This is a genomic window from Nocardioides luti (genome assembly GCF_014212315.1).
GTDB lineage: Bacteria > Actinomycetota > Actinomycetes > Propionibacteriales > Nocardioidaceae > Nocardioides > Nocardioides luti.
The window spans coordinates 2,022,436-2,036,433 of sequence record NZ_JACKXE010000001.1 but is presented as its reverse complement, the minus strand read 5'-3'; the positions used below and the strand labels follow the sequence as shown (position 1 = coordinate 2,036,433).

Sequence of the window (13,998 nt, the reverse complement as noted above, 5' to 3'; positions counted from 1 at the left end):
CATGCTCTCGTGGCGACCGAGGGCGCGGCCTCAAGAGGCCCGCTCGATGATGCACTCGAGCAGCTCGACCAGGCGGTCGTCACCTTGGGCTTCGACGACGGCACGCGCAACATGCTCGCCGCTCCCCGCCGTGAGGTCACCGTCAGCATCCCGCTTCGGCGTGACAACGGGACGATAGAGGTTCTCACCGGACACCGTGTCCAGCACAACTTTTCGCGCGGCCCTGCCAAGGGCGGTCTCCGATATAGCCCCCACGTCAACCTCAATGAGGTCCGCGCCCTCGCCATGTGGATGACGTGGAAGTGCGCGCTGATGAGACTCCCGTACGGGGGAGCAAAGGGTGGCGTCACGATCGACCCGACTCAGTACTCGTCCGCCGAGCTCGAGCGCGTGACGCGCAGGTACACCTCCGAGATCCTCCCCGTCATCGGGCCCACCAGAGACATCCCCGCTCCAGACATTGGGACGGATGAACAGACGATGGCCTGGATGATGGACACCTTCTCGGTCGCGAGCGGCCACACCGTGTTGGGAACCGTGACAGGCAAACCCGTTGGCTTGGGCGGTTCGTTGGGACGGGCGGCGGCGACGTCGCGCGGTGTCGTCTTCACAGCTCTGGCGGCGCTGCGCCACCTCGATATCACCGTTCACGGAGCCACCGCTGCGGTGCAGGGCTTCGGTAAGGTCGGCCGGGCAGCAGCGCGTTTCCTCGCAGAGGCAGGCGTCGTCATCACCGGTGTCAGTGACGAGCACGGCGCGATCTGGAACCCCGATGGGATCGACATCCCTGCACTTGAGAGTCACGTCGACCGGACCGGGACGGTCGTCGACTTCGATGGAGCGACCGCCATTGAGAGCGACCTCCTGCTGACTCTGGAAGTCGACCTGATGGTGCCCGCCGCTATCGAAGGTGTACTGAACGGAGGCAACGCGGCCTACGTGAGGGCACGCATCGTAGTCGAAGGCGCCAACGGACCTACGACTACTGAAGCCGACCGCATCCTCGCGGACTCCGGAACCGTCGTCGTGCCGGACATTCTGGCGAATGCCGGAGGCGTCGTCGTCTCCTACTTCGAATGGGTCCAGGCCAACCAGGCCTACTGGTGGAGCGAGGCTGAGGTCGAGGCACGTCTCGCCGAGCGCATGGAAAGCGCCTGGAATGAGGTCCTCGCAGAGGCTGACCGTCGGGACCTCCCACTTCGACAAGCGGCGACCTGCCTCGCTGTTCGCCGCGTCGCTGAAGCTCACCAGCAGAGAGGGCTCTACCCATGACCAACTCACCCACATTCTCCGTTGAGGACCCGGCAACTCTCGAAGTCCTTGCACATGTGCCGAATCAGGGGGTCGTCGAAGCTCGTGCTGCTGTGGACCGAGCAGCTGCCGCGCTCCCCGGCTGGTCGCGTACTTCGCCGCGGCACCGGTCAAACGTGCTGCGCCGAGCGTTCGAGCTGATGCTGCGCGACAAGGACGAGCTGACCGAGCTGATCGCCCGCGAGAACGGCAAGTCGCTTGTCGACGCCGCCGGCGAGGTGAACTACGCGGCAGAGTTCTTCCGGTGGTTCTCCGAGGAGGCCGTTCGGCCCGCGGGCGAGTACGGCGAGGCGCCCGCCGGCGGGGCGCGCACCCTCGTGTCGCACCGGCCCGTGGGGGTGGCCGCCTTGGTGACGCCCTGGAACTTCCCAGCCGCGATGGCGACTCGCAAGATCGCGCCTGCTCTAGCTGCCGGCTGCACCGTCGTGCTCAAGCCCGCACAGGAGACGCCTCTGACAGCGCTCGCGATAGCACGAATCCTCGCGGAGGCCGGCGTACCCGAGGGAGCGATCGAGGTTGTGACCACGATCACATCCGCCGACATCGTTTCTGCGTGGCTCTCAGACGACCGGGTCCGAAAGGTGTCGTTCACCGGCTCGACCGGCGTCGGCCGCGCCCTGTTGCACCAAGCTGCCGAGCGGGTTCTCAACGCATCGATGGAATTGGGCGGTAACGCTCCCGTCGTGATCGCCGAGGACGCGGACCTAGACGCGGCGGTCGCCGGCACGATGGTCGCGAAGTTCCGCAATGGCGGGCAGGCGTGCACCGCGGCGAACCGCATCTACGTGCACTCGGATGTCGCTTTCGACTTCATCGCGCGTCTTGGCGCAAAAGTCGAGAAGCTGTCGGTCGGTCTGGCAGTCGACGGCGCCGAGGTCGGGCCGCTCATCACGGCGGCCGCCGTCGACCGAGTACGCCGTACCGTCGAGCAGGCGGTCGCCGAGGGCGCCCGGATCTCCCACCAGGCCGCGCTGCCCGAGGCTGCCGGCTACTTCTTTCCGCCGACCGTGCTTGCCGACGTCGCGCCGGGCGCGACGATCCTGCGCGAGGAGATTTTCGGCCCGGTCGCCCCGATTGTCGTCTGGGAGGACGAGGAGGAACTGCTCCGCCTGGTCAACGACACCGAGTACGGCCTCGCGGCGTACGTCTTCGCGGGAGACCTCGGCCGCGCCCTCCGCCTCGGCGAGCGGATCGAGGCCGGCATGGTCGGTATTAACCGCGGCCTGGTCTCCGATCCATCCGCCCCCTTCGGGGGGTTTAAGCAGAGCGGCCTCGGTCGTGAGGGCGCCCGCGAAGGACTGCGGGAGTTCCAGGAGACGCAGTACCTCAGCGTCGACTGGCCCGCCTAAACGTTCGAGGTAGGTGTGGGAATTGGAAGCGCCTTTCCGTGTGCGAGGCGGAGTCGCTCGTCGGAGTCTACGGTTGGGGAAGCGGTGATGGTCGCCCAGGTTAAGAGTGAGTTCGACCGATCGGTGGCGAAGTTGTCGCCGGTGATCGAGTGGGGTCCCGTGAAGCATCGAGAAGAGTTCGCGGGATTCGGCGAAGCATCCGTGCTTCATGAGCTGGCTGCTAGGCCCGACGACAACTGATCCGTCCTGTGCCGACGTCATCCGAGTGTCGCTGGCTTGGGATGTGCGAGGAAGATTCTCCGGTCACCGCCGATACCGGACCGAGTCGACGCCGCCCGCACCGACTCATTCGGGGCGAACGTCTGCAATTGCCGTGGGCAGTCTCGCCGGCATCTTCACAAGGATCTCGAGCGGACGGTTGTCTCGGCGACGGGGGCTCGCAAGTTGGTGGATTGTAAGCGCGATGACGTGGTCGGGTGCGGCGGGGGCGCTCTGCCTCGCGAGCGATCACGCCACCCTCGCGGTGGGAGGTCTGCTGATCGCCTGTGCACTCGGATGGGGGTGGTCTGGGCTCGCCTTCGCCCTAGTGCTGATGGCTAATGGCGAACGTTCCGGGGCAGCTGGGGCCGCGCTGCAGTCCGGCGGCATGCTTGGCTCGGCTTTGGGACCGTTGGTGATGTCGGTGGCACTCCGTGCGTCGGGCCTCGCTATGGGCTGGGTCGTCGTGTCGGTGATAACGTTTTGTGCGGGATTGCTGTTCATGCCGAGGTCCCGCATAGTCCGCTCCCACGCCGGATCGCGGCTCGATTAGCGGCATTGGGCCGCGAGACGAGAACCGCAAGCACGAGCTATCGTCGCCCGTCCGGCGGCGACGAGCCGAGCGAATGCACCGCGGAGGCCGCCTGGACGCGAAGCGAACCGTGGGACACTACGGCCGACGCCTTCTTCGCCGAACGTCTGTAGTGGATGTGGCCTTTGAACAGCCGCTCTCCCAGCCGGAGGTTCTGGTCCACGTCATCTGGTCGGCGGGTGTTGGATCGAACGTGCGACGTCGCTCACCGCGGCCAACGATTGCATCGCGGCATCGCGCGCGCCTTTGCGAAACCGTGCCACGTCAGGGTCTCCCAACGAATCGAAAAGGAGATGCACCCGGGTGTCCTCGACACCGCAGAATCCTGCGATGCCTGAGTTCAGATGCTTGACCATCATGTCGTCGAAGCCCCGCTTTGCGAGCGCATGCTCGGGCCAGCCGACCAGGCCCACCCATCGGACCGCCGCCGAGATGCGGTGACCTTCGCCGTACAGAAGCCGATAGTTCCACACCCGGTCGATATAGCCCTTGGCCATTGCCGGCAAGGAGTACCACCACACCGGGAAGACGATAAACACTAGGTCAGCAGCTTTCACACGTTCGGCCAAGCCCTCTGCCTCAGCCGTGTAGGTCCAGTCGGGGTCTTCCCAGTGGGGTTCGTCGTCGACGCCAAGGACAGGATCGAAGCCTGCGCGGTATAGGTCGAGTACGTCAACCGTTGCGCCTGCTTCAACGAAGACCTTGGACATTTCGTCAACAACGGCTGCAGTCAGCGAGTCAGTTCGTGGGTGGGTCCACACGAGATGGACGTGCGTCACAACTTCTCCTCTCCGGAGAGCCATGCCAGGGACTGGAGGGTCGTTGACTCGGCCGTTGGTCCCTGTGAGGAGTCACCCATCAGGGAGCGTTCTGTTTATAGGGTGGAAGCAACTCACATAATTGCCGTCGTCAGGCTCGCTTGATGACCTCGCTCGTGCCATTGGGAGATCTCCAGGTTGCAGTGTGCCCGTCGTGCACGGCCACCACTGCTCCAAGAGCGTGTTGATGTAGAACGGCATCAACCATCCACCAGATGCGAGGCGGCGGCTCATTGCTCGGTCGACCCGTGACGGTGGCAGGTCAGGCGAACGACGTACTGCTGGCAGTGGGCTCGTCGCCGAGTTGGGTCGCGGCCCTGGCTGGTTCGCCTGCCACCGCGTCGGTGAGCCGTCGACTCGGCAGCCTGTTCAGCGTCGGCCCGACGGTCGGCGGCTCAGCCGTCGCCATCGCACGCCGGCAGCTCGGAGGTCGCCCGGGGATTCTTCTCACCAGCTAACACTTCGGGGCCTATGGAGCGCCCATCGAGGCCGGACGCGGCTCAGCGGCCACCGACGTACCCGCCGATCTGCGCACCGAGCACCGACTCGCGCACGGCTACAACTCCCACGGCAAGGACGTGACCCCACGTGACATCTCCGGGATCTTCGGCGCCGGCCAGGTCGTCAGCACGACCGTGCACCTAGCAACCTTCTACCGGGGCCTGCACCGCGGCGAGCTGCTGCCACACCACCTCCTGACCCGGACGACCGAACATCGAGGCGACCTCCCTCACGGCGGTCCCGGATATGGGCTCGGGACGATGGTGTTCTCGCTCGACTGCACAGACGCGGTCGGGCGCGGCGGCGAACTTCCCGGGTTCGAGTCCGTTGCCTTCACAACCCCGACGCCGGCCGCACAGTCGTGGAAATGTTCAACCACGACGGACCGACCGCAATCGACGCGTTGTACTCGCTGGCCATTGACGCCCTGTGCTATTGACTACGCGCTACGAGCTGTACTGATCGAGTCATGTCGCGAAGTCTCGACCGCCCGCGACAGATTCGCCAGACGGCTTGCTGATTCGGACGCCGAATAGGGACACATCCAGCTAGCACGAGGAAGGGCCGATGTTCGTGCTGCTCACCTTCAGGGTCGTGGGCGACTCGCCCCTCCCGGCCGCCAGCGAGGAGATCACCAAGCGCCCGCGCTGACAGGAAGAAGTTCAACCCAGAAGCGTCAGTCAGCGCAAAAAACCGGGGCTGGCTCTCGCGCTTGGCCGCCGGAGGAGATGCCCTCGAGGGTTCAGTCGTCGGCGGCTCTCGCCAGTTCGCGGCACGCACGCAAAGACGCTCCTGGCGGCGCGCGTCGAGCACGTCCGGCTGCAGCTGGCGACCCTTCTCCTGACGCCGCCATGGAGCTCAAGAGGTACATCAGTAGCGGGCACTCAGATGAGAATTGAGTAATCAAGCTTGTGAGTGGCGTCCGCTTACCGTACGGATGTCAGATCGGCTCCAACTATTTCGGACTTCTACCAATGGAGACGTAACTGGACCGTCCTTAGGTTCTCGTCTATCCACCTTCACGTGGTGCACGCCATACGTGCGACTCGGAGGCCGCGGCGGCGTGCAAAGTGATCAATACCGAAGGATTCAATATGAGTGCGGTCAAAGAGCCTGCCGGTGTCGGGATAGTGGAGACAGATCAGCCACGCGCTTTGCGCGGCAACATGGGCATTCTGGAGCTGATCTTTACGGTCGTGGCCTACAACGGCCCTGTCGTGGTCTTCCTAGGCTTCATCCCGGCCGCGATCTTGCTCGGCAACGGAGTAGGCACTCCAGTGACGATCCTGTTGTGCGGGGTCGTCGTCACGATGGTAGCCGTCGGCCTGCTGAAGATGACGGCACGACTGAGCCGGCCCGGCGGTTTCTACGCGCTGATCACCTCCGGGCTCGGCCGTGTACCGGGCCTTGGAGCGGGTTTCACCGCTCTGACGTGCTATTTCGTTGCGCTCATCAGCGTCTATGCACTCGGCGGCATCGCGTTCGACAGCATGGTCCAGAGCCTGTTGAACGGGCCCGAAGTTGCCTGGTGGGTCTACGCGCTCTTCATGCTTGTCGCGGCCAGCGCACTCGGGTACTTCAACATCAGTTTCTCTGCCAAGGTCCTTACCGCGTTCCTCGGGTGCGAGTTGGTCCTGATGGCGGCCTACGACGTCTCGGTTCTCGCGCAAGGCGGAGCTAGTGGCATCGGATTCGACTCCTTCACCTGGGCTCAGTTCAACACGGGCTCTGTCTCCATCGGCTTCCTGTTTGCTATCGGCCTCTTCGGCGGCTTCGAGGCCACCGTAATTTTCCGCGACGAGGTGAAGAACCCGCTTCGGACCATCCCGGCCGCGACGTACGGCGTCATCGCACTGCTCGCCTTCATGTACGCCATGACGGCGTGGTGTTTCATCAACGCATACGGGGCAGCGGCCATCATGGATGTCGTCACCAACGACCTCGCCGGATCTGCTTCCGCCAGCGTCCAGGACTACACCGGCCAGTTCGCCTACGACGTCGCAACCATCATGCTGTTCACCAGTTCCTTCGCGCTCGTCCTTGCCGCGCACAACATCACGTCCCGATACATGTTCAACCTGGCTGCCGACGGCATCTTCCCGAAGGCGCTCGGCGAGGCACACGTCCGCCACGTTTCGCCGCATCGTGCCTCGGTGGTCCTCTCGGTAGTCTCACTGTTCACGGTTGTGGTCTTGGCAGTGGTCGGTGTGGACACCGCAACCATCTACGCCAGACTCGCGGGTCTCTACAGCTATGCATTCCTCATGCTGCTGGTCTTCGTCTCGCTCGCCATCGGCGTGTACCTCCTGCGAGGCACGGACCGCGCGATTGGGTCCGCCGTCAGCGCGCTCGTCGCCTGCGTGATCCTGGCCGCGACGTTGATCTTCGCGACCATCAACTTTGACCTTCTCACCGGCGCAACCGGCACCGGCAAGACTGTGCTGCTGGTCATCATTTGGGGCGTCAGCGTCATTGGCGCAGTCGTCGCAGTCGGCTTGCGAAGCGCTCGCCCGGATGTGTACGCACGAATCGGTCGCCAATGACACGCGGTGGCCAGGTCGTACCTGTGCCCCAGATATTGGAAAGGGCTTCGATCTGAATAGAAGGTTGGCCGCTTCAACGAGCGACCGCACTCGGTAGCTGGGTCGACCGACGTCGTAGTGCGAATGACCGCCGTGTCTGTCCGCTCTGCGGAACTCTCCTGCCAATTCGCGGGAGTTTCCGACCAGAGCGGCTCGTTGCTCGGGCATGAGGCGGTCGGCTGTTCACTCATTAGGTCCTTACTCACACGGTTTCACCCGGGTCAGCGCGTCACGGTCGCGTCGACAGCACAGTGCGAACTGTGCGTGAATTCCCATCGATGGTCGGCGGGCGGGGCCAAAGTAGCCAGACGCGACGTGGGTGGCTATAGCTTCGGAGTCAGCAGAGTCGGTGTCCTCCCCGAGTTATCGTTCCGCAAGCGCCACTTCGACGTGGTCGCAATCCCGGACCGTGTCAGCGCCGGCGCCGCACTTGTGCGCTACTGACAACACCATCGCTCTAGATGTTCCGGCGTTGTGTATGGGCGTTGAGCCTGCCTGATTTCCGTTGTGCGTCGTCGTAGTCGTTTCGGACAAGGACACATCGGTCTTTGGGGCCAATAGGCGCTAGCCGAGTACGGCGCACAGGTGTGCGAGCGCCTCCTCTGTCTTGACCACCCGGAAGCTCTGCTCGAGGGTGCCGTCGCTGATGAAGTGGCGCGATTGCGACTCGACGACCGCGGGGTCGATCGGTCCTTCCACGGCCATCCGCATCTTCACGATCTCGATCCATCGCGCCTCGTCGATGGCCATGGGACCGTGGGGGTCTTCGAACAGGCCGGGCTCTGGGATGAGCGTCGTCATCGCGAGGGTGTCTCGGATGTTCTCCTTCGTACGCTCGTCGGACGACGCGATGTGAATGTGAGGCACGTCGACGTGCCCGGAGCTGTCGTACGCGAAGCAGGAGCGAAGGCGTTCCTTGGCACTTCCCACCTCCGCCCACGTGTTGGGCCCGTTGCCGAGCGCGGCCGTGTCTCCACTTCCCCGTGAAGGGACGGCGAGCCGGGTGATGCCTCGGTCGTTGATGGCTTCGAGGAGCGCAAGGGGCACACCTGAAGGGACGAAGACTTCCTTGCGCGGAGGCCAGAAGTCGAAGTTGCTGTAGTCGCCGTGAGGGCCGCCCGCGTGAAAGAGGTAGATCTCCGGGTATGTGGCCCGTGGACCACGTCGATCGGGGTCCACCGCATAGAACGCCGCGATGGCGAGCTGCAGGAGCAGGCTCGCGCCGAGTCCTCCGAGGGGCTCGTCCACGACGATGCCGAAGCGGTCCGCTCGGTCCCATCCTTCGAACACGGAGTTATAGGTGGCGGGCTCGTCGCCGACCTTGATGTCGAACGAATCGATGAACAGCTGTTCGGCAACGTGCATGGATGGAGTCCTGTCGGGGTGGAGGCACGAAGTGCCGTGACAGAACAGAATCGTCACAGCAGGTTCGCAGTAAACCGGCGGACGTGACCGGGCAACATTGGCGAGGTTGCGAACGCGACCCGCTGCCGTCGCGTTTCCCACAGTGTGCGCTGGCCATGCACTCGTTACCGTAGCGCCGAGACTGTGAGGAGACTCCATGCCGCTGAACCTGCCCGACCAGCACCGGCTCGCCGTATGCCTCAGCCCCGACTTCGATGCTCAGAGTGTGTGGTCCGGGACTTTCCGTTCGACGTCGCAGACTGACCTGTCGCGCGGCGAGTTCGGTGCGGAAGTGGGAGCGCCGCGACTGCTCGAGACATTCGACCGCTACGGCATCACGACGACCTGGTGCGTACCCACGCACACCATGCAGACATTCCCACACGCGATGCAGGCCGTGGTAGACGCGGGCCACGAGATCGCGGCGCACGGCGTCTATCACGAATACGTCCCCAAGCTGGATCCCGACGAGGAACGGCGACTACTTGAACTTCAGATCAACCAGCACATAAACCTCATCGGCGTACGTCCGCGGGGGTACCGGTCGCCCGCGCTCGACCACACCGCTGTCACCCTCCAGCTGCTGGAGGAGCACGGGTTCGAGTGGGACTCGTCGTTGATGGGGCGTGACTTCTACCCGTACCGGCCGCGGGTCGTGACTCATGTGGATAACGAGGCCGGCAACACGTTCGGTCCCCCCAGCGCGGTGCTGGAGCTGCCCGTGTCGTGGTCGCTCGACGACTTCCCGGAGCTGGAGATGTTCAAGGGAAGCCCTATCCAGCAGTCGCATGACGTTTTGCTGTCGCGCTGGAAGGACGCGTTCGATTTTGCTTACGATCGTTGCCCGGGTGGTCTGATGACGTGGACCTTGCACCCTCAGACGATCGGCCGCGCGCAGAACCTGCTGATGCTGGAGCGTTTCCTCGACCATGTCTCGCAGCACGACGACATCTGGTTCCCAACGCTTTCCCAGGCCCACGACGCGTGGGTCGATCCAGAGGTTCCTGCCGGTATCTGACGGTGGGGGCGACGGACAGCTCGCGACCGTCAGGTTGCGAGCTGTCCGCGAGTGAACATTACGAACCACTGACCTTCTTGACACACTTCATCGCGTTGGTTCTTGACCGTCACGTCAAAGGTCACGATGCCGCGATCGGGCTTCGAGGTGGATGCCCGCGAGGCGGCGACGACCTGCTCGACGCGGATCGTGTCGCCGGCCATGACGGGTGCCCGCAGGTTCCAGTCCATGCCGAGGTAGGCGATCGCCGTCCCCTCCTTGATACCCAGCCTCGACTCGAGACCGATGGCCACCGCGTACACCCCGGGGCCGTGGAACACGCGTCCATCGAGCGACGTGGATCGCGCGAACTCCTCGTCCGTATGCAGGGGGTGGAAGTCACCGGAAAGACCAGCGAAGTTGACTATGTCGGCGTCAGTTATGGTGCGCGAGGGTGATACCCAGTTCTGGCCGACATAGAACTCTTCGAACATGAGTCCGGTCCGGACGTTCTCTACAGGGACCGTGCTTGCGCTCACGATGTTTTCCCTTCCTTCTCGTCACGGCGCGGGAGGACGCGCACACACTGATTCTCTGGCCAGACTCGCCGCGACGACCTCGTGATTCGGCCAAGGTGGCATGCGGAGCGTCGGAGATACTCACACGATGGCGTCGGGCGGGCATCGAAAAGAGTCGCGGACCGGTACGCCCGACGGACTGCTGGTGAGGTCCACCATCGCGCCACCGTTACCCTTGAGTTCTCCCAGTGCGTGGGATCACGCTGGCACCTATAACCTGCCGAGTGGACTGTGGATCGACCACCCCGATCAGGAGGATCGCATGAGCAGTGCGGAGACGCTGGCGTCTGCGGACATCGCCGTCGTGGGGGCAGGCGCAGCTGGCTTGTGCACCGCCTGGGAGCTCCGACGCCGGGGGTTCACCGTAGCCGTAGTCGAGCAACGGTTTCCGACCTACGGCAGTTCCGGTCGAAATCCAGGGTGCCTGTGGATCCAGACCCGGCGGGTAGGACTGGAGCTTGCCCTGGCGCGGGCCGGACGGGCAAAGTACGACGACTTCGCAGCGGAGTTTGGTGACGTCTTCGACTACCGCCGCGAAGGAGGCCTGTTCTTCTGGGAGACCGAAGAGCAAGGTGCGATCATGGATGACTACGCCAGGGATCGCCGCGCGGCAGGCGTCGAGGTCGAGGTTTTGACCCATACGCAGGCCCGCGAGCACACGCCAATCCTTCCCGCGACCGCTATCGGCGCTGTATTTTGCGCCGAGGACGCGCAGATCGATTCCCTCGGTTTCATCACTGCGATGGAATCTGCCTGCACCCGCGCAGGTGTGCAGATCTTCCGCAACACGACGGCACTGACGACCCTTCGCGAAGGGGATCACGCCGTCGGCGTCCGAACCGTTCGCGGAGTGGTGCGAGCCTCCGGCGTCGTCTGGGCGACCGGTGCGTGGGCATCAACCTTGAAGGACGAGGGGCTGGAGGTCTCGATGTCCACGACCCGCGTCGGCCAGATGATGATGCAACCCGTCGAGGCGCAATCCGGAGGCATCCTGCACGGGCCGCGCGGTGTAGACGGATGCGGCGCCCTGGCGGACCTCCCAAGCTTTGAGGCCTCGCGATTCGCGCCCCCGATCAGCTCGCGGCCGATCGCCGACGGTGTGGCCTACGACGACACGATGGCGCTCAACCGCGGCGGCTCGCTGTACGTCGGACACAGCATCGACGGTCGTGGCTCCTTGAACCCACACATCAGCCTGGAGTCGACCGAGCTGATGGTCGCTGCGGGACGGGACCGTTACCCCAGATACTCAGGAATGGGAGTGATGGGCCTGTGGGCCGGGCTCGGCACAGAAACGGCCGACGGGCTGCCCATCGTGGGGCGCGACGACGGCGCCTACCTGAATGTCGCTCACGCATGGGGCGTGGCGAGTGCGCCGGTCTGCGCTCAGGTGCTCGCCGAGCTCATCACAGGCGAGGACAGCGAGTTCGCGGAGGGCCTCAGCCCGCAGCGCGCCGCACTGACCCGCGACTCGTGACGTTTTGCTTCGGACGGTGTGGGTGATCCACTGCAACCCGGTATCCCGTTCTCACTTCTAACAAGTGCCGAGTGGAGAACGCAGAACTAACCTGACGGCGCCCGCTCCGCGCTCGAAGGGAACCCATCGTGTCGAAACTGTCCGTCGCCACAGCTCAGATGGAGCTGCGATCCGAGAAGTCCGTCCAAGGCTTCACGGCCCACGTCGAGGACGTGGTCCAGCGGGCTGTGGACGCCGGGGCTGAGTTGATCGTGCTCCCGGAGCTCGCGAGCACTGGACTACTGGGCTCGATCTCCGACCACCAGGTCACGAGCGAGACCGTGCGCGATGACTATTGGCACGCCTTGACCGCCATGACGGACAATATTGTGCATTCGATGTCGGAATTCGCCGTCCGGCACGGCGTGACCCTGCTCGGCGGGAGTCACAACCGGATCGACAAGGCCGGGCACCTACGCAACACCGCCTACGTGCTTCACCCGGACGGGGCGGTCGACATTCAGGACAAGATCCACCTGACCCCGCAGGAGCACGCGATGGGGACACGTGGTGGCGACGAGCTTCTGGTAACGAAGATCGGACCGTTCACTGCCGGTGTACTGATCTGCGCAGACATCCAGTTTCCCGAGCTCTCACGACACTTGGTGAGCCGGGGCGTGGACCTCATCCTCTGTCCGTCCCTGACGTGGAATCGGCGCGGTGTGCACCGCGTCCGCACCGGTAGCCAGGCGCGGGCGATCGAGAACCAGTTGTACGTCGTGATGTCTCCCCTGGTCGGCTGCAGCGGCTTGCCGACCGACGCGCCGATGCACGCGGTCGGGCGGGCCGTCGTGACGACACCGGTCGACAAGAACGTCGGCCTGAACGACGGAGTGCTGGCCGAGGGGACGACCGGTGGAGAGGAGCTTGTGACTGCAGTTCTCGATCGTGAGGTGCTGTTGGCGTCCAGAGCCAATCCTGAGGCTCCCGGTCTGTCGCTTCGTCGTCGGGACCTCTACGCACAACTCGACAGGTAGTGGGGAATGAAGACCTACACGATCGACGTCATCGCTGGCGACGGCATCGGCCAGGAAGTGATGCCGGCGGCGATTCGCGCCATCGAGGCGATTGCCGTCTCGGAGGAGTTTTCCGTCACCTGGCGTGAGCGGGACTGGGGATCGGAGCGCTATCTGGCCGATGGCCAGATGATGCCTAGCGACGGGCTGGACCAGCTCGCATCCGGTGACGCCATCTTCTTGGGCGCCGTAGGAGCGCCGGGGATCCCCGACCACGTCACGCTATGGGGTCTGCTTATCCCGATCCGTCGAGCCTTCCTGCAGTACATCAATCTGCGCCCGGCCCGGCACCTGGCCGGGGTCACATCACAAGTCCTCGGTGCCGAAGAACTCGATGCGGTGGTCGTTCGTGAGAACGTCGAGGGTGAGTACTCCGAGATCGGTGGCCGCGCATACGACGGACGTCCGGAGGCCATGGCCATCCAGCAGACGGTCTTCACCCGTGCTGGAGTCGAGAGGGTCTCGAGGTACGCCGCAAAGCTCGCGGCGACCCGCTCCGGCCGCTTGATTTCTGCCACGAAGTCGAACGGGATCATCCACACGGGTCCGTTCTGGGACGAAATCGTACGCGAGACATCCTCCGAGGTCGGGGGAGTGGAGCTCGAGTCGGTGCTGATCGACGCTCTGGCCGCTCGGGCTGTGACCCGACCGGCATCGCTCGACGTCATCGTCGCCTCGAACCTATTCGGTGACATCTTGTCCGATCTGTTGTCGGCAGTGTCGGGGTCCATCGGCATCGCGCCGTCGGCGAATCTGAATCCGCCGCGCGACCATCCGTCGATGTTCGAACCGGTGCACGGGTCGGCGCCTGACATCGCAGGTATGGGCGTGGCGAACCCGGTGGGTCAGATGTGGGCTGGGGCGATGATGCTCGACCACCTTGGCGAGCCGGACGCGGCCCGGCGCCTCGAAGCCGCGTTCGAGGGCGCGCTCGCGAGCGGCGTGAGCACCCGCGATCTTGGCGGCACGGCGTCGACGGCGGACTTCACCGACGCCGTGATCGACCGGATCACGTAGAGCTGAACCCTCGGAAGCGGCTTGTATTGATAGGGACCGAATAGGTATCAACCGCTAGC

General features: G+C 64.4%; 10 protein-coding genes and 1 pseudogene. 8 read left to right on the top strand and 3 right to left on the bottom strand.

The features are described 5' to 3' along the window. The first annotated feature begins 9 nt into the window (after positions 1–9). A complete protein-coding gene (locus H5V45_RS09720) occupies positions 10–1,272 on the top strand; it encodes a Glu/Leu/Phe/Val family dehydrogenase (RefSeq protein WP_221633974.1) in 1,263 nt (420 codons plus the stop codon). Then, a complete protein-coding gene (locus H5V45_RS09715; protein WP_185252740.1) occupies positions 1,269–2,660 on the top strand; it encodes an NAD-dependent succinate-semialdehyde dehydrogenase in 1,392 nt (463 codons plus the stop codon). The genes H5V45_RS09720 and H5V45_RS09715 overlap by 4 nt, the downstream gene beginning before the upstream one ends. 1,014 nt (positions 2,661–3,674) lie before the next feature. Here H5V45_RS09715 and H5V45_RS09710 read toward each other — a convergent pair. Next, positions 3,675–4,313, bottom strand: coding sequence for an NAD(P)H oxidoreductase (locus tag H5V45_RS09710; RefSeq protein WP_246415888.1), 639 nt, complete (start codon positions 4,311–4,313; stop codon positions 3,675–3,677). A 1,610-nt stretch (positions 4,314–5,923) separates the two neighbouring features. On the opposite strand from H5V45_RS09710, the gene H5V45_RS09705 reads away from it, so the two are divergent. Next, positions 5,924–7,372 (top strand): APC family permease, encoded by a 1,449-nt coding sequence (locus tag H5V45_RS09705; protein WP_185252738.1) that lies wholly within the window; start codon positions 5,924–5,926, stop codon positions 7,370–7,372. Between the two features lie 114 nt (positions 7,373–7,486). Continuing rightward, positions 7,487–7,855: pseudogene (locus H5V45_RS22865) on the top strand (hypothetical protein); the annotation flags it as partial. 120 nt (positions 7,856–7,975) lie between these two features. Here H5V45_RS22865 and H5V45_RS09695 read toward each other — a convergent pair. Then, positions 7,976–8,776 carry a hypothetical protein gene (locus H5V45_RS09695; RefSeq protein ID WP_185252736.1) on the bottom strand — a complete coding sequence of 267 codons (801 nt, stop codon included), beginning with the start codon at positions 8,774–8,776 and terminating at the stop codon, positions 7,976–7,978. A gap of 196 nt (positions 8,777–8,972) precedes the next feature. On the opposite strand from H5V45_RS09695, the gene H5V45_RS09690 reads away from it, so the two are divergent. Beyond that, a complete protein-coding gene (locus H5V45_RS09690) occupies positions 8,973–9,833 on the top strand; it encodes a polysaccharide deacetylase family protein (protein WP_185252735.1) in 861 nt (286 codons plus the stop codon). A gap of 29 nt (positions 9,834–9,862) precedes the next feature. Here the strand turns inward: H5V45_RS09690 and H5V45_RS09685 are convergent, their stop codons facing one another. Next, positions 9,863–10,351: a MaoC/PaaZ C-terminal domain-containing protein gene (locus H5V45_RS09685; protein WP_221633973.1), complete on the bottom strand. Its 489-nt coding sequence runs from the start codon at positions 10,349–10,351 to the stop codon at positions 9,863–9,865. A gap of 301 nt (positions 10,352–10,652) precedes the next feature. Between H5V45_RS09685 and H5V45_RS09680 the strand changes: the two genes are divergently transcribed. The 3 genes from H5V45_RS09680 to H5V45_RS09670 all read left to right on the top strand — a co-directional run bounded on the left by H5V45_RS09680 (position 10,653) and on the right by H5V45_RS09670 (position 13,939). Further along, a complete protein-coding gene (locus tag H5V45_RS09680) occupies positions 10,653–11,867 on the top strand; it encodes an NAD(P)/FAD-dependent oxidoreductase (RefSeq protein ID WP_185252734.1) in 1,215 nt (404 codons plus the stop codon). 128 nt (positions 11,868–11,995) lie between these two features. Next, positions 11,996–12,883 (top strand): nitrilase-related carbon-nitrogen hydrolase, encoded by an 888-nt coding sequence (locus H5V45_RS09675; protein WP_185252733.1) that lies wholly within the window; start codon positions 11,996–11,998, stop codon positions 12,881–12,883. A gap of 6 nt (positions 12,884–12,889) precedes the next feature. After that, positions 12,890–13,939 carry a tartrate dehydrogenase gene (locus tag H5V45_RS09670; RefSeq protein ID WP_185252732.1) on the top strand — a complete coding sequence of 350 codons (1,050 nt, stop codon included), beginning with the start codon at positions 12,890–12,892 and terminating at the stop codon, positions 13,937–13,939. Positions 13,940–13,998: the final 59 nt, after the last annotated feature.

Excerpts from the sequence above, each read along its gene's own strand:
- H5V45_RS09715 (WP_185252740.1), top strand. The coding sequence starts at position 1,269 with ATGACCAACTCACCCACATTCTCCGTTGAGGACCCGGCAACTCTCGAA.
- H5V45_RS09710 (WP_246415888.1), bottom strand. The coding sequence starts at position 4,313 with ATGGCTCTCCGGAGAGGAGAAGTTGTGACGCACGTCCATCTCGTGTGG.
- H5V45_RS09705 (WP_185252738.1), top strand. The coding sequence starts at position 5,924 with ATGAGTGCGGTCAAAGAGCCTGCCGGTGTCGGGATAGTGGAGACAGAT.
- H5V45_RS09695 (WP_185252736.1), bottom strand. The coding sequence starts at position 8,776 with ATGCACGTTGCCGAACAGCTGTTCATCGATTCGTTCGACATCAAGGTC.
- H5V45_RS09690 (WP_185252735.1), top strand. The coding sequence starts at position 8,973 with ATGCCGCTGAACCTGCCCGACCAGCACCGGCTCGCCGTATGCCTCAGC.
- H5V45_RS09680 (WP_185252734.1), top strand. The coding sequence starts at position 10,653 with ATGAGCAGTGCGGAGACGCTGGCGTCTGCGGACATCGCCGTCGTGGGG.
- H5V45_RS09670 (WP_185252732.1), top strand. The coding sequence starts at position 12,890 with ATGAAGACCTACACGATCGACGTCATCGCTGGCGACGGCATCGGCCAG.